Annotated in this window: 15 protein-coding genes; all 15 read left to right on the forward strand. The window is 37.4% G+C overall.

Annotated elements, in window-relative coordinates; all coding sequences use genetic code 11:
- On the forward strand, positions 1-1,128 hold a 1,128-nt coding region (locus tag RV04_RS12315), incomplete at its 5' end, for a 2-oxo acid dehydrogenase subunit E2 (RefSeq protein WP_071858765.1).
- Positions 1,129-1,135: 7 nt separating this feature from the next.
- The gene (gene lpdA / locus RV04_RS12320) at positions 1,136-2,542 is read left to right on the forward strand and encodes a dihydrolipoyl dehydrogenase (protein ID WP_071858766.1); all 1,407 of its coding nucleotides are present in this window, start codon (positions 1,136-1,138) and stop codon (positions 2,540-2,542) included.
- A gap of 64 nt (positions 2,543-2,606) precedes the next feature.
- Positions 2,607-3,449, forward strand: a complete 843-nt coding sequence (locus tag RV04_RS12325; protein ID WP_071858767.1) for an aldo/keto reductase — start codon at positions 2,607-2,609, stop codon at positions 3,447-3,449.
- 139 nt (positions 3,450-3,588) lie between these two features.
- Positions 3,589-3,864, forward strand: coding sequence for a UPF0223 family protein (locus RV04_RS12330; RefSeq protein WP_071858768.1), 276 nt, complete (start codon positions 3,589-3,591; stop codon positions 3,862-3,864).
- A 26-nt stretch (positions 3,865-3,890) separates the two neighbouring features.
- The gene (locus tag RV04_RS12335; protein ID WP_071858769.1) at positions 3,891-4,646 is read left to right on the forward strand and encodes an inositol monophosphatase family protein; all 756 of its coding nucleotides are present in this window, start codon (positions 3,891-3,893) and stop codon (positions 4,644-4,646) included.
- A gap of 119 nt (positions 4,647-4,765) precedes the next feature.
- On the forward strand, positions 4,766-6,595 hold the full coding sequence (typA, locus tag RV04_RS12340; protein ID WP_071858770.1) for a translational GTPase TypA: 1,830 nt from the start codon (positions 4,766-4,768) through the stop codon (positions 6,593-6,595).
- A gap of 325 nt (positions 6,596-6,920) precedes the next feature.
- Complete coding sequence (locus RV04_RS12345) at positions 6,921-7,223, forward strand: Fpa/YlaN family protein (protein WP_071858771.1); 303 nt, start codon at positions 6,921-6,923, stop codon at positions 7,221-7,223.
- A 3-nt stretch (positions 7,224-7,226) separates the two neighbouring features.
- A complete protein-coding gene (locus RV04_RS12350) occupies positions 7,227-8,426 on the forward strand; it encodes an FtsW/RodA/SpoVE family cell cycle protein (protein ID WP_071858772.1) in 1,200 nt (399 codons plus the stop codon).
- A complete protein-coding gene (locus tag RV04_RS12355; RefSeq protein WP_071858773.1) occupies positions 8,423-11,845 on the forward strand; it encodes a pyruvate carboxylase in 3,423 nt (1,140 codons plus the stop codon). Before RV04_RS12350 ends, RV04_RS12355 begins: the two co-directional genes overlap by 4 nt.
- Positions 11,846-11,858: 13 nt before the next feature.
- A complete protein-coding gene (locus tag RV04_RS12360) occupies positions 11,859-12,971 on the forward strand; it encodes a CAP-associated domain-containing protein (RefSeq protein WP_071858774.1) in 1,113 nt (370 codons plus the stop codon).
- A 1-nt stretch (position 12,972) separates the two neighbouring features.
- On the forward strand, positions 12,973-13,398 hold the full coding sequence (locus RV04_RS12365; RefSeq protein ID WP_071858775.1) for a YlbF/YmcA family competence regulator: 426 nt from the start codon (positions 12,973-12,975) through the stop codon (positions 13,396-13,398).
- A complete protein-coding gene (locus RV04_RS12370) occupies positions 13,385-13,732 on the forward strand; it encodes a YlbG family protein (RefSeq protein ID WP_211271202.1) in 348 nt (115 codons plus the stop codon). Before RV04_RS12365 ends, RV04_RS12370 begins: the two co-directional genes overlap by 14 nt.
- Before the next feature lie 133 nt (positions 13,733-13,865).
- Positions 13,866-14,420: a 16S rRNA (guanine(966)-N(2))-methyltransferase RsmD gene (gene rsmD, locus RV04_RS12375; RefSeq protein ID WP_071858777.1), complete on the forward strand. Its 555-nt coding sequence runs from the start codon at positions 13,866-13,868 to the stop codon at positions 14,418-14,420.
- A gap of 1 nt (position 14,421) precedes the next feature.
- Positions 14,422-14,907: a pantetheine-phosphate adenylyltransferase gene (coaD, locus tag RV04_RS12380; RefSeq protein WP_071858778.1), complete on the forward strand. Its 486-nt coding sequence runs from the start codon at positions 14,422-14,424 to the stop codon at positions 14,905-14,907.
- Positions 14,907-15,950, forward strand: coding sequence for a SepM family pheromone-processing serine protease (locus tag RV04_RS12385; protein ID WP_071858779.1), 1,044 nt, complete (start codon positions 14,907-14,909; stop codon positions 15,948-15,950). Before coaD ends, RV04_RS12385 begins: the two co-directional genes overlap by 1 nt.
- The last annotated feature ends 342 nt before the right edge of the window (positions 15,951-16,292 follow it).

Genomic DNA, 16,292 nt, shown 5'->3' on the forward strand with positions numbered 1-16,292 from the left:
AAGAAAATCATCGTTAATGAAGGAACTGTTGCCAACGTTGGCGATGTTCTAGTTGAAATCGACGCACCTGGACATAACGACTCAAGTGCCACAACAACAGAATCATCAGCAGCTACCGAAGCACCAAAAGCTGAAGCAAAAGGTGATGCATCAGTTGTGGAATCAAGCAATCCAGATAAACGTATCTTAGCAATGCCTTCTGTTCGTCAATATGCGCGTGAAAAAGACGTTGATATCACACAAGTAACCGCGACTGGTAAAGGCGGCAGAATTATTAAAGATGATATTGATGCATTCATCTCTGGCGACCAACAAGTGTCAGCAGAAGTTGAAAATAAAACCTCTGAATCATCAGTAACATCGGAATCAGCAACACCAGCAAAAGTGGCTAAACCTTCACAACCATTTGTTTCTAATATGGGTGAAATGGAAACACGTGAAAAAATGACTCCGACACGTAAAGCAATTGCTAAAGCGATGGTCAACAGCAAGCACACTGCCCCACATGTAACATTGCATGATGAAGTAGAAGTATCTAAACTTTGGGATCATCGTAAGAAATTCAAACAAGTTGCATTGGATAATGGAACTAAATTAACTTTCTTACCATATGTCGTTAAGGCATTGACTGCGACAGTCAAAAAATATCCTGTGTTAAATGCATCTATCGATGATTCAGCGCAAGAGATCGTTTACAAAAATTACTATAATATCGGTATTGCAACAGATACAGATCATGGGTTATATGTTCCGAATGTTAAAAATGCGGATACAAAAGGTATGTTTAAAATTGCTGACGAAATCAATGAAAAAGCCGCTTTGGCTCATGATGGAAAATTAGCAGCAGATGATATGCGTAATGGAACAATTACCATTTCAAATATTGGTTCAGTAGGCGGCGGTTGGTTTACACCAGTCATCAACTATCCTGAAGTAGCGATTCTTGGTGTCGGAACGATCGCGCAACAACCAATCGTCAATGACGAAGGGGAGTTAGCAGTTGGTCGTGTAATGAAACTTTCATTAAGCTTCGACCATCGAATCGTTGATGGCGCGACAGCGCAAAAAGCCATGAACAATATCAAACGTTTATTGGCTGATCCAGAATTATTATTAATGGAAGGATGATAAGATCATGGTAGTTGGAGATTTTGCCATTGAATTAGACACAGTTGTAATCGGTGCGGGGCCTGGCGGCTATGTTGCCGCTATCCGCGCTGCGGAAATGGGACAAAAAGTAGCGATCATTGAACGTGAATACATTGGAGGCGTTTGTTTGAACGTCGGGTGTGTTCCGTCTAAAGCTTTGATTTCTGCAGGTCATCATTTTCAAGATGCTTTAGATTCTTCAATGTTTGGAGTCAGCAGTGAAAAAGTGTCACTAGATTTCTCTAAAACACAAGAATGGAAAGAAAACGAAGTCGTTAACAAATTAACGAGTGGTGTTAAATTCTTACTAAAAAAACATAAAGTAGAAATTATTGAAGGCGAAGCTTTCTTCGTCGATGAACAAACATTACGTGTGATTCATCCTGAATCAGCTCAAACCTATTCCTTCAATAATGCTATTATTGCTACCGGTTCTCGTCCCATCGAGATTCCTGGTTTTAAATTTGGTGGTCGCGTCCTAGATTCTACGGGCGGTTTGGCTTTAGATTCTGTACCAGAAAAATTCGTCATCATTGGTGGTGGTGTGATTGGAGCTGAGCTAGGTGGTGCTTATGCAAATCTAGGTTCTCAAGTCACTATCCTTGAAGGGACACCTCAAATTTTACCAACTTATGAAAAAGACATGGTTCAATTAGTTGAAAAAGATTTTGAGAAAAAAGGCATCAATGTTGTTACTTCAGCAATGGCTCGTGAAGCGATTGATAACGGAGACAGCGTCACTGTTCGCTATGAAGTAGATGGAAAAGAACAAACAATCGATGCTGACTATGTTATGGTAACAGTAGGTCGTCGTCCAAATACAAATGATATGGGCTTAGAACAAGCCGGTGTTGAAATGACTGATCGCGGTTTAATCACTGTAGATAAACAAGGTCGCACAAATGTTCCGAGTATCTTTGCTATTGGTGACATCGTGCCGGGTGCGGCATTAGCACATAAAGCTAGTTATGAAGCCAAAATTGCTGCAGAAGCTATTTCAGGTAAGAAAGTAGCTGTAGATTATAAAGCAATGCCTGCAGTGGCCTTTACTGATCCAGAATTAGCAACAGTTGGGATGACAATTAAAGAAGCTAAAGAAGCTGGAATCGAAGCGAAAGCATTCAAATTCCCATTTTCCGGTAATGGTCGTGCGTTATCATTAGGGAAAACGGAAGGATTTATTCGTTTAGTGACAACGGTTGAAGACAATGTCATCATCGGCGGACAAATCGCAGGAGTTGGTGCAAGCGATATGGTCTCTGAACTTGCATTAGCGATTGAGTCAGGTATGAACGCTGAAGATATCGCATTAACGATTCATCCGCACCCATCACTAGGAGAAATCGTAATGGATGCATCTGAACTAGCTTTAGGAATGCCGATTCATATTTAAATGAAATTTTCACCGTATAACGATGGTTGTACGGTGTTTTTTTATTAGGAGGTAAGTTATACAAATGATAAAAATTGGAGAAAAGCGAGTGCCTATCGTTGGATTAGGAAGTTGGCACATGGGAGAGGACTCGCATTTAAGGAATCAAGAAATCGAGTCGATTCAAGCGGGTATTAAATTAGGTGCTACCGTCATTGATACAGCAGAAATGTATGGAGAAGGAAAGTCTGAGTTAATGCTAGGTGAAGCAATCGCCCAACTTGATCGTGAAAGCCTATATTTGATTTCTAAAGTCTATCCATGGAATGCCTCGAAAGAACAACTGCCGATTAGTCTTGATCGGAGTTTAAAACGATTAGGGATAGATTATATTGATTTGTATCTACTACATTGGCGTGGGTCAATTCCTTTAGCAGAGACGGTTGAAGCGTTAGAACATGCAAAACAAGTAGGTAAAATTCGTGCATGGGGTGTTTCGAATTTTGATGTTGCAGATTTAGAAGAACTATATGCGTTACCAAATGGTCAATACTGTGCGGCTAATGAAGTTCTTTATAATTTAGGTAGTCGAAACATCGAATATGATTTACTTCCTTGGATGCAAGAGCATGCCTTACCTTTGATTGCGTATTCTCCGATTGCGCAAGGAGATAGTTTAGGTAATGATTTCCAAAAACAAGAAAGTTTGAAAAAAATTGCTAAAAATCATCAGGCCACGGTATTTCAAATTTTGTTGGCATGGACGCTTCGAAACAATCAGACTTTAGCTATTCCACAATCGAGCAATCCTAACCATGTAAAAGAAAATATAGTTGCTGCAAAAATAAGATTGACTGAAAATGAGTTAGCGCAGATCGATAAAATATATCCTAAGCCGACAAAAAAACAGCCTTTGGCGATGCTCTAATCGTTTGAGGTGTAAGTGAATGATTTTTAAAAGCTGATTACTCACAGTTGTGTAGTCGGCTTTTTTAGCTAGAGAGTTTTTATAGTAAAGTGAAGTCCATTCTTATGGTAAACTAGCTAGTGAATGAGGTGGAAAACAAATGGCGAATTACAGTTATCCAATTGATGAAGATTGGACGCATGAAGAATTAGCAAAAGTAATTACTTTTTTAAATCTTGTAGAAGAAGCCAATGAGGCAAGCGTTGACAAAGAAAAATTCATGGTGGGCTATAAAGAATTTAAAACAGTCATCAAAAGTATTGGTGAAGAAAAAAGACTTGGCCGAGAATTCGAACAAATCAGCGGCTATTCTTTGTACCGTACAGTCCAACAAGCGAAAGCAACGGAAACTAAACGATTTAAAATGGAAAATTAAATCTGTTAAAAATAAGGAGGGGGATTATGGAAGAACAAATCATTGGATGGATTTATGAAGCTGCTGAAAAGGTGAAAGCTGGATTGGGTGAAGCATTAAAAGTAGATCAAAAGAGTGGCCGAACAGACCTTGTGACTAATGTAGACAAAGCTGTACAAGAATTCATTGTCAACAAAATCAATGTCTTTGATCCAGACGCTAAGATATTAGGTGAAGAAAATGGTCAAGATCAGACACGAATTGATAAAGGCCGTGTATTTGTGATTGATCCGATTGATGGCACTTTAAATTTTGTGATGCAACAAGAAAATTTCTGTATTATGATTGCGGTTTATGAAGAGGGTATCGGGCAATTAGGTTTTATCTATGATGTTATGCGAGATGAGCTTCTTTGGGGTGGACCAAGAGTAGGGAAAGTCTTTTATAACCGTGAAGAACTAGCAATACCTGAAAATAAATATTTGAATCAAGGATTGATGGGGATGAATGCTGGTTTATATCGTGAGGATCGCTATCATGCGCAAGCAATCGCGAAAGAATCGATGGGGATTCGAGTGTTGGGCTGTGCAGGGTTAGATTTTATTGCAATCTTAAAAGGCACTCAGATTGGCTATATGAGTCTTTTGAGTCCATGGGACTATGCAGCTGGAACGATCATGATGAAACAGTTGGGAATGACTTTCCAGGGAGCCCACGGGCAGCCGTTAGCTTTTAATACACGTGAATTTTTTATTGGAGGAACATGCGCAACAATGGCGCAAATCCAGGCTTTTGATCAATAAAATTCTTAAGAAATGATTTTTTCTGAAAAAGTGAAAATGTTTTACTAACACTCTCTACGATTTTCTGTTATAATTGTCAATCGAGTGAGTCTCGCGTTACAAGAAAAGGAGCAATTAATTTGAAATACAGAGAAGATATCCGCAACGTAGCAATTATCGCCCACGTTGACCATGGTAAAACAACTTTAGTTGATGAAATGTTAAAGCAATCTGATACCCTAGACAGCCACGTTAATCTACAAGAACGTGCAATGGATTCAAATGCATTAGAAAAAGAACGTGGTATCACGATCTTAGCTAAAAATACTGCAGTAAACTATAAAGATTTTAAAATCAACATCATGGACACACCAGGACATGCCGATTTCGGTGGTGAAGTGGAACGTATCATGAAAATGGTTGATGGTGTACTTTTAGTTGTCGATGCATATGAAGGCACAATGCCTCAAACACGTTTCGTTTTGAAAAAAGCCTTAGAACAACATTTAACACCAATCGTTGTTGTAAATAAAATCGACAAACCTTCAGCTCGTCCTGAAGAAGTAGTCGATGAAGTATTAGAATTATTTATTGAATTAGGTGCGGATGACGAACAATTAGACTTCCCAGTTATCTATGCATCAGCTATTAATGGAACATCTAGTTTATCAGATGATCCAGCAGATCAAGAAGCAACAATGGCACCGATTTTTGATACAATCGTTGAAAAAATTCCGGCACCAGTTGACAATAGTGATGAACCATTACAATTCCAAGTATCATTACTAGATTACAATGATTATGTTGGCCGTATTGGTATCGGTCGCGTATTCCGCGGGAAAATGAAAGTTGGCGACCAAGTATCTGTTATGAAACTTGATGGTTCAATTAAAAACTTCCGTGTAACAAAAATCTTTGGTTTCTTTGGCTTACAACGTTTGGAAGTTCAAGAAGCACAAGCCGGTGATTTGATTGCCGTTTCAGGGATGGAAGACATCTTCGTTGGTGAAACAGTAACACCGATAGATCATCAAGAAGCCCTACCAGTGCTACACATTGATGAACCAACTTTACAAATGACATTCTTAGTCAATAACTCACCATTTGCTGGCCGCGAAGGTAAATACGTTACTTCTCGTAAAATTGAGGAACGTTTAATGTCAGAATTACACACGGACGTTTCATTGCGTGTCGAAAATACTGACTCACCTGATGCTTGGACTGTTTCTGGTCGTGGCGAATTACATTTATCAATTTTAATTGAAAATATGCGTCGTGAAGGCTATGAATTACAAGTATCACGTCCAGAAGTTATTGAACGTGTCATTGACGGTGTTAAATGTGAACCTTTTGAACGTGTACAAATTGATACTCCTGAAGAATATATGGGTAGCGTGATTGAAGCTTTAGGTCAACGTAAAGCTGAAATGCAAGACATGATTCACTCTGGAAATGGCCAAGTACGTTTGATTTTCTTAGCCCCAGCTCGTGGTTTGATTGGATTCACTACTGAATTCTTATCAATGACACGTGGTTATGGAATCATGAACCATACGTTTGATCAATACTTGCCAATGATTAAAGGTGGACTAGGTGGCCGTCGTAACGGAGCACTTGTTTCTGTTGATAATGGTAAAGCAACAATGTATTCAATCATGAGTGTTGAAGAACGTGGAACAGTTTTTGTTGCACCAACTACAGAAATCTATGAAGGTATGATCGTCGGCGAAAATAGTCGTGATAATGACCTTGGTGTTAACATTACTAAAGCTAAACAAATGACTAACGTTCGTTCAGCTAACAAAGACCAAACGTCTGTTATCAAAAAACCTCGTATCTTAACGTTAGAAGAGTCATTAGAATTCTTAAATGATGATGAATACTGTGAAGTTACTCCAGAATCTATTCGTTTACGTAAACAAATTCTAAATAAATCTGAACGTGAAAAAGCGTCTAAAAAGCGTAAATAGATTTAATTATTCTTTTGAAAGCCATGCTGATTTTCAGCATGGCTTTTTTAATTTAGCAAAGAAAAAAATAGAAAGATCAAAATGGCAAAAACACGTTATGTTTCATATTTAGCTTATGTTTCACAACTCTTTTACGCAAAAGAATTGAATTTCCGCACTTTTATCTTAAATTTTTGATTTGTAACCTGAATGTAATATTTATCAAGTTGTGTAAAAGTCTAAATCCGAACGAAAGCTTTAGAAAAAGCTTAGGCTCGCGTAATTTTTCCCTTTTTGAATTTTTTCTATGTTATAATGTTGGAATCAAGATAGGAGGGGAAGCAAAATGGAAAATATTTCTTCTGATTTTGCCATTAAAGTATTACAAGAGGATGCAGATCGTATCAAGTTATTGATCCGCAATCAGACTAATAGTCTTTGTATCTCTCAGTGTAAAGCTTTTGAAGAGGTCGTTGACACTCAAATGTACGGCTTCTCACGCCAAGTTTTTTTTGCCGAAAAAGTTGGTATTCTAAATCGTGGAGAAGGCCAACGAATGCTAAGTGAATTAGAAGCAGAGTTGAATCGTCTTTACACAGAATTGTACGAAACTCGTCAGGATTTGACGGATGCCGGCTGGGAGGCTTAGCTCTTGCCAACGAAGATAAGGAAACGTCATTTTTTAGATTATAGTATTTTGATTCCGTATTTGATTTTAACAGTCATCGGATTGATTTTTGTGTATAGTTCAACTTCTTATTTATTAATATCAAATAATGCAAACCCAACGAGCTTGGTATTAAACCAAGGTATTTTTTGGGTTTTAAGTTTAGTTTTGATTAGTTTGATGTACAAAATGAAGACAGATGTATTAAAAAGTCAGCAGTTGATCATTATAGCTACTTACTTTATTTTTTTGCTGTTGATTATTGTATTTTTTGTTGGGGACGAGGTAAATGGTGCAAAGGGTTGGATTCGAATTGGTTCCTTCAGTATGCAACCAGCCGAATACCTTAAAATCATGGTTGTTTGGTATTTATCATACATTCTTTCTAAGCGTCAAGATACCATTCAAAATAATTTTGTGACCGATATGAAACGTCCACTGGGTTTGGTATTGGTAATGATTGGTCTTGTTGCGATTCAACCTGATATGGGGAATGCCGCCATCATTACATTGCTGGCAGTTATATTATTATTGTCGAGTGGGATTAACTGGTTTTATAGTGTTATCATCGGCGGTGTTGGAATCGTTGGTAGTTTTTTAGTGATTGAGTTTTTAACACATTTTGGCGAGAAAATATTTCCTGCTCGTTTGCAATATATTTTTAGTCGTTTTGAGAGCTTCAAAAACCCTTTCAAATATGAACTCGATCAAGGCCACCAAATGGTAAATGGTTATTATGCCATGTATAATGGTAGTTGGTTCGGCCGAGGTCTTGGAAATAGTATTGAAAAGAAAGGTTTTTTAAGTGAAGCACATACCGATTTTATCTTTGCAGTAGTAGTAGAAGAGGTTGGTTTAATCGGTGCTTTAATTATTTTAGGAATCTTGATTTTTATGATTGTCCGAATTTTCTTAGTAGGAATTCGCTCAAAGAAACCGTTCAACTCGCTAATTTGTATCGGAATCGGAAGTCTGTTGTTATTACAAGTCTTTATTAATCTTGGTGGTATTTTAGGAATCATTCCTTTGACAGGGATTACTTTCCCGTTCTTAAGTCAAGGGGGAAACAGTCTACTCGTCTTGTCTGTTGGCGTTGCTTTTGCATTGAATATTAGTGCGGATGAGAAACGAACCAAACTTGCATTCGAGTATGAATACTTAAAAAGTCAGGAGCGAAGTGTATGAAAAAGGTATTGGTAGCAAATAGAGGAGAAATCGCAACGCGGGTGTTTCGCGCGTGTAATGAACTAAATATCAAAACAGTCGCTATCTTCGCTGAAGAAGATGCTTATTCTGTCCATCGTTTTAAATCAGACGAGGCTTATTTGGTTGGGAAAGGTAAAAAACCAATTGATGCTTATTTAGATATTGAAGATATTATTCGAGTGGCCAAAGAAGCCCATGTCGATGCGATTCACCCAGGTTATGGATTCTTATCAGAAAATCTTGAGTTCGCTAAACGTTGTAGCGAAGAAGGCTTGATTTTCATTGGACCAAACTTGCACCATTTAGATATTTTCGGCGATAAAATTAAAGCCAAGACAGCAGCCTTAGAAGCAGGAATTCCGTCAATTCCAGGTTCTGATGGTCCAGTTGACACAATTGAAGGTGTTTTAGCTTTCGCAGATTCACACGGGTATCCGATCATGATTAAAGCGGCATTAGGCGGCGGAGGTCGTGGGATGCGTGTTGCGCACGATGAGAAGGAAGCTCGTGAAGGATATGATCGTGCTAAAAGTGAAGCAAAAGCAGCTTTTGGTAACGATGAAATTTACGTTGAAAAATATGTTGCCAATCCTAAACATATCGAAGTCCAAATCTTAGGTGACGAACACGGAAATGTTCTGCATTTATTTGAACGTGATTGCTCGGTCCAACGTCGCCATCAAAAAGTGGTCGAAGTTGCCCCATGTGTGTCTTTAAATGATGAGCAGCGTGAAAAAATCTGTCAAGCTGCTGTTCAATTAATGGAACATGTTGGATATGTAAATGCAGGAACAGTTGAATTCTTGGTTGAAGGTAATAATTTTTATTTCATCGAAGTAAATCCTCGTGTTCAAGTAGAACATACGATCACTGAACTGATTACTGGCGTTGATATTGTTACTTCACAAATTTTGATTGCTCAAGGCAAAGATTTACATAAAGAAATCGGTTTGCCAAAACAAGAAGCTATAAAAATCTCAGGTGCGGCTATTCAATGTCGTGTAACGACAGAAGATCCGTTGAATGGGTTTATGCCAGATACAGGTAAAATCGATACATACCGTTCACCAGGTGGGTTTGGTGTTCGTTTAGATGTTGGTAATGCATATGCTGGAGCAACTGTGACGCCTTATTTCGATTCTTTATTGGTTAAGGTATGTACACATGCATTGACGTTTGATCAAGCTATCGAAAAAATGCAACGTTGTTTAACAGAGTTCAGAATCCGTGGAGTCAAAACAAATATTCCGTTCATGCATAATGTTATCAGTCATCCTGTTTTCCAAAGCGGAAATGCGAAGACGACATTTATCGATAATACACCAGAATTATTTAATTTTCCTCGCGTGCGTGACCGTGGAAATAAAACAATGCGTTATATCTCAGAAATCACAGTAAATGGTTTCCCTGGTATCGATAAACAAGAAAAGCATTATTTCGAAGCCCCTCGAATGCCTAAAATCGAAAGTAAAAAAATGATCACTGCTAAAAATGTTTTAGATCAGTCTGGTCCAGAAGCAGTAACCCGTTGGATCAAAGAACAAGATCCAGTCCTATTGACCGATACGACATTCCGTGATGCACATCAAAGTTTATTAGCAACCCGTGTACGGACGCATGATTTATTGACGATTGCTGAAGCAACGGGAGAAGGTATCCCTGAATTGTTCTCTAGTGAGATGTGGGGAGGCGCAACCTTCGACGTAGCATATCGCTTTTTGACCGAGGATCCTTGGAAACGTCTTAAATTAATGCGTAAAGCAATGCCCAACACATTACTTCAAATGTTGTTCCGCGGTTCAAATGCTGTAGGTTACTCTAATTATCCAGATAATGTTTTAGAAGAATTCATCAAAGAGGCTGCCTATAACGGAATCGATGTGTTTCGAATTTTTGATAGCTTAAACTGGACGCCACAAATGGAGAAAAGTATTCAATACGTTCGCGATGCTGGAAAGATTGCTGAGGGTACAATTTGTTACACAGGCGATATTTTAGATCCATCACGAACAAAATACACGGTTCAATATTATAAAGAGATGGCGAAAGAACTAGAATCTATCGGTGCGCATATGATTGCGATTAAAGATATGGCTGGACTATTGAAACCACAAGCAGCCTATCGTTTAGTTAGCGAATTGAAAGAAGCAACTGATTTACCGATTCATTTGCACACTCATGACACAGCTGGGAATGGGATCATTACATTATCTGCAGCGGTCAAAGCAGGAGTTGACGTGGTCGATGTAGCTACTAGCGCGATGAGTGGAGCTACTAGTCAGCCAAGTATGAGTAGTTTGTATTATGCGTTGCAATATGGGGAACGTGCACCAGAATTAAATCTTAAAAACGTTCGTCAATTAAATCATTACTGGGAAGATGTACGTCCTTACTATGCAAGTTTTGAAAATGGTTTAGTAGCGGCACAAACAGAAGTTTATAGTCATGAAATGCCTGGTGGTCAGTACTCAAACTTACAACAACAAGCGAAGGCAGTTGGATTAGGGGACAAGTGGGACGAGATCAAAGAAATGTATCAAACTGTAAATCTAATGTTTGGTGATATTGTCAAAGTTACCCCCTCTTCAAAAGTTGTTGGTGATATGGCATTGTTCATGGTTCAAAATGATTTAACTGAAGATGCAATTTATGAACGTGGAAGCGAATTAAGCTATCCTGATTCTGTAATCAGCTTCTTCCAAGGGGAGTTAGGTCAGCCAGTTGGTGGATTCCCAGAAAAATTACAACAAATCATTTTACAAGGACGTCCCGCAATGCAAGAACGTCCGGGTAAATTTGCTGAACCTGTTGATTTCGCCAAAGTAAAACAAGAATTACAAGAATTGATTGGTTTCGAGCCAAGTAAAACGGATGTTTTAAGTTATTTAATGTATCCGCAAGTATTTTTAGATTATCAAAAATCATACGCACAATTTGCTGATGTGACTTTATTAGATACGCCAACTTTCTTCAGCGGTATGCGTCTAGGCGAAACCGTTAATGTTCAAATCGAAAAGGGTAAAGTATTGATTATTCGTCTAGATGAAATTGGTGAAGCAGATATCGAAGGAAACCGTACTTTGTTCTTCAACTTGAACGGTCAACGCCGTGAAATCGTGGTCAAAGACGCTTCTATCAAGAGTGCCGTTCAAACGAAACGTAAAGCGGAACCTACAAATCGTGAACAAATTGGTGCGACAATGTCTGGTTCAGTCTTAAAAGTCTTGGTTAAAAAAGGCGATCGAGTTGAAAAAGGACAACCATTGATGATCACTGAAGCGATGAAGATGGAAACATCAATCGATGCTCGTTTTGCAGGTAAAGTAGCTCATTTATATGTCGAAGAAGGCGAAAGTATTTCATCAGGCGATTTATTGATTGAAGTTGTCGAAAAGTAAGGAGCGTTGTTGAGTGAAAAGAGTGATTGGTTTTATTAGTATCTTATTTGTTGTATTGATTGGTTATTATTTGCAACCAGTCCTCTTTCCACCAGTTCAAAAAAAAGTTAGTGTAGAGCCTGCAACGAATCCAGTTGTAAAACATAAGGCTTTGCAGTTTCAAAAAATTAAAACGGCAGGTTATGCGCACTATATTTCGCAACCTGTAGCTGAATTTGAAAAAGTATTTGGACAACCGACTGAGATCAAAAACAGCGGGTTCTTTTTTCAAACTAGAAAATATCCATTTGAAAAAGGGATTTTAGAAGTGAATATTGAAGCGGATAAGATAAGTACAATAAAAGTATTGGCTAAAACGGCTGATACGCAACCGTTTAAATTTGGTATGACGAGTAATCAATTATCTGATCAAATCAATTTATCAGCAGATTTTTCTTTGATTTACGATGAAGAGCCGGTTGCAATCGAATTAAGTGAAAGTGATATGCGCTTTCGCCCGTTGATCGCATTTGATAATAATACGTTTGCAATGCTTTTTTTCAATGGTAAAACAGAAAAAATGATTGGAGCAGTTTATGTAAATTTAGAAAGTTTACTGCGTTTGATGCCGTATCAAATCAACAGCGGCAATCCATTAGCTAATCGTGTCCAAGAAAGTAATCTTGATTGGACGACTTTAAATCAAGAAAAACAACAAAATTTGGTTGAAGCAATCAATCTGTATCGTTCATTATACAAAAAGACAACTTATTCGGTTTCTGAACGTACGTCAAACGATAGTGAAAAGATGCTCTCTGAATTTTTGACTAGCCCTAAAAACGTATTAAGTAAAGAACGTTTAGAAGAGTGGCAAACGGATCAAAGTGCACATTTGAGTAATTTATCTTTTGAACTCAAAGACAGTGAATTTAAAAAGCTAGCCAAAGCAAGCCAAGTTAAATATATAACTGGATTTAGCTATACACCGACAGTCGATCCCTTGTTTAATCTGTTTGAATGGATCAGTCATAGTCACTTAGTCGATATTTTTGATGAGCCTGAGGCAAATGAGTTAGGCGTTGCAATTGATCAAGAAAGTGTGCTAATCTTGAAACAAGAGTCAGAAAAAACAAAGGGTAGTGAGTAAGTTGATTATTAATGAAACATTCTTCCAATTAGAAGACCAAAATCGCCTGCTGATCCAAACTATCTTAGCCAGTCAAAGCTATCAAAACTATGTATTGGCAAAAAAGCAGATGGATAATTGTCCTGAAGTAGTTGCATTAAGAAAAGTCTTTCAAGCCGAAAAAGATAAATTTGAACGGATTTCTTCCTATGGTGAATATGCGCCTGGATACCGTGAACAACAACGAAGTGTTCGATCAAGCAAACGTACTTTAGATTTAAACGAAAAAGTTGCTGCTTTTCGAGTGGCTGAAACAGAGCTACAACAATTACTGGATGAAGTTGGTCAACGTTTGGCACAAACTATTTCAAATGAAATCAAAGTAGATGCTGGAAATCCTTTTTTTGAAACGGGAAATTATGGTTGTAAGGGGAATTGTCATGGATAATACAGAATTCATAGTACAAAAAAGACGTGGAATGATTGTCTGGGTCTATTCATTGAAACAATTAAAAACATTAAAGCGTTTTGGCTTAATTCATTTTGTCTCAAGGAAAATGAAATATGTTGTTTTGTATGTAAATGAAGAGGTCGTAGACGAAACAGAAGAGAAATTACAAGCTTTGCATTTCGTTCGTCAAGTCGAACGTTCATATCGACCTGATATCGAAATGAATTTTGCTGATCGAATCGGAACGAAAGCTGCTTACCAAGTAAAAGATGATGATGAATTGGATGTCGTAGAAGCCAATACAAAGATTCGACTAGCTGAAACAGTCTAAGTAAGGTGAAAAATGTCTGATTTATTCAAACATTTTTCATCTTTTTCTTTGATAATAAAGAAGTTAAGGAATGCATAAGAAATCAGATTAAAAAATTAAGTTTGTTAGATGAGAAAGAGAGGCATGACAAAACATGCGAGTAGTTTCAGGTGAATATGGTGGGCGTAAATTAAAAACGTTAAGTGGAAATAACACACGGCCAACCACTGATAAAGTGAAGGGAGCGATTTTTAATATGATTGGTCCTTACTTTGATGGTGGTGTAGCGCTGGATCTTTTCTCTGGGAGCGGTTCTTTAGGGATTGAGGCAGTTTCCCGGGGGATGGCTGAAGCGGTCTTAGTAGAAAAGAATTTTCGAGCAATGGAAATTATTCGTGAAAATGTCGCAATGACTAAAAATGAGGCAGCATTTCAATTAATGAAGATGCCCGCAAACCAAGCGATTCAACGTTTAGTGGAAACAGAAACAAAATTTGATTTAGTGTTGCTGGATCCTCCCTATGCGAAACAAGAAATCGTAAAACAAATCGAGTTGCTTTTAGATAATACTTTACTGACAACAAAAGCAGTCGTCGTTTGCGAAACAGACAAAGCAGTTGAATTACCTGAAAAAATTGGAAACTTAAAAGAACGTAAGCGACAAGATTATGGCATCACAGCAGTAACTATTTATGATTGGGAGGATTAAAATGAAGAAAATCGCACTTTTTCCTGGTAGTTTTGATCCGTTAACGATGGGGCATTTAAATACGATTGAACGTGGCGCACAACTATTCGATGAATTGGTTATTGGTGTTTTCTTAAATACTAATAAAAAAAGTTTCTTTACACCGGAAGAAAAAGTAGCGATTGTTAAAGAGTCTGTCGATCATTTAACCAATGTCCACGTATTGGCACAAGAAAGTGATTTAACCGTGAATGTAGCCCAAACGTTGGGAGCAAAATTTTTATTACGCGGGATTCGTAGTATTAAGGATTATGAATATGAGCAAGAAATTGCTTTGATGAATCGGCATTTAGCTCCTGAGTTAGAAACAGTTTTTTTATTAGCTGAACCAAAGTATAGTCATATTAGTTCCTCATTGTTGAAAGAAGTTTGGACTTTTAACGGAGACATAAAAGAATATTTGCCGGAACCTGTTTTTCGAGCATTGGAAAAGAAGCGTGAGCGATAGTGAAAAAAAATAAACTAGTTAAACGACTGTTACTGATTTTCGTTGCGTTAGTAGCAGTTGCATGTGTGGTAGTTCCTTTACCCTATTATATTGAAGAGCCAGGAGATACCATCAACTTAAAAGAATTGATCACTGTAAATGACCAGAAAGATGACCAAAAAGGTTCTTTCAGTTTAACCTCAGTCGGCATTCGTCGAGCGACTGTTTTTACAATGGCAAAAGCTAAATTTGAACCGTTTTATGAGATTATTTCAGCAGAAGATTTGACTGGAGGCGCGAGCGATGAAGAATATCTGCAAATTCAACAATTCTACATGGAAACATCGCAAAATTTCGCGATCGAACAAGCAATGAAATTAGCAAATAAACCTTATGAAATGAAATATAAAGGTGTTTACGTTCTTGGGGTAGAAAAAAATTCTAATTTTGCTGGAAAAATCTCGATTGGCGATACGATTACAAAAGCTGATGGCAAGGAATTTACTAGCAGTGATGAATTTATGAAATATGTGAAGTCACAAAAAGTTGGTCAAGAAATGAAAGTAACTTACATTCATGATGGTAAAACAAAAGAAGCCACTGAAAAACTAATCAAATTACCAACGGATAAAAAGCCTGGAATCGGAATTAGTTTGACGGATCATACAGAGATCGAGTCCCAAGAAAAAGTTAAAATCAATGCGGGAAGTATCGGTGGTCCCTCAGCGGGCTTGATGTTTACTTTAGAAGTCTATCAACAATTGGTGGATAAAGATCTACGACATGGGCAAAAAATTGCTGGAACAGGGACAATGGATTCCGAGGGAAACGTTGGACGAATCGGCGGAATCGATAAGAAAGTTGCCAGTGCATCGGCTAGCGGTGCAAAAATCTTTTTTGCTCCTAATGATGAAATCACTAAAGAAATGAAAAAAGCCCAACCAGGAATTAAATCAAACTATGAAGAAGCAAAAGCAGCAGTTAAAAAATTAGATACAGATATGAAGATAGTTCCAGTAAAAACAGCACAAGATGCTATAGATTATTTAGCACAAATGAAGTAAGAAAGAAAGTCCTGACAATTTGTCAGGACTTTTTTAATAGAAAAATCTAACTATATGTATAAATAAGCTAATTAATTATAAATAACATTAATTATATTTCGTTTTCTTCATTTTTTTATAGATTTTCAATAAAAAAAATAATATCATTAACTATTGGGCGAATTATTTTTAAGATTCTATAAAGATAGAAATGAGTGGATGAAATGGATAATCTTTTTTATGATTTAATTTATGAAAAAAAAACAAAACGCCTATTGATGATTCTATCTTTACTTAGTAAGACTACAAGCGCTATTAAAACGACAGAACTATGTGAAATGTGTCAAGGGTCACAAAAAAATG

The sequence above is a fragment of the Enterococcus hermanniensis genome (genome assembly GCF_001885945.1).
GTDB classification, from domain to species: Bacteria; Bacillota; Bacilli; order Lactobacillales; family Enterococcaceae; genus Enterococcus_A; species Enterococcus_A hermanniensis.

Bases quoted from the DNA above. Each gene is read 5' to 3' on its own strand.
- lpdA (WP_071858766.1), top strand. From the start codon at position 1,136: ATGGTAGTTGGAGATTTTGCCATTGAATTAGACACAGTTGTAATCGGT.
- RV04_RS12325 (WP_071858767.1), top strand. From the start codon at position 2,607: ATGATAAAAATTGGAGAAAAGCGAGTGCCTATCGTTGGATTAGGAAGT.
- RV04_RS12330 (WP_071858768.1), top strand. From the start codon at position 3,589: ATGGCGAATTACAGTTATCCAATTGATGAAGATTGGACGCATGAAGAA.
- RV04_RS12335 (WP_071858769.1), top strand. From the start codon at position 3,891: ATGGAAGAACAAATCATTGGATGGATTTATGAAGCTGCTGAAAAGGTG.
- RV04_RS12345 (WP_071858771.1), top strand. From the start codon at position 6,921: ATGGAAAATATTTCTTCTGATTTTGCCATTAAAGTATTACAAGAGGAT.
- RV04_RS12355 (WP_071858773.1), top strand. From the start codon at position 8,423: ATGAAAAAGGTATTGGTAGCAAATAGAGGAGAAATCGCAACGCGGGTG.
- rsmD (WP_071858777.1), top strand. From the start codon at position 13,866: ATGCGAGTAGTTTCAGGTGAATATGGTGGGCGTAAATTAAAAACGTTA.
- coaD (WP_071858778.1), top strand. From the start codon at position 14,422: ATGAAGAAAATCGCACTTTTTCCTGGTAGTTTTGATCCGTTAACGATG.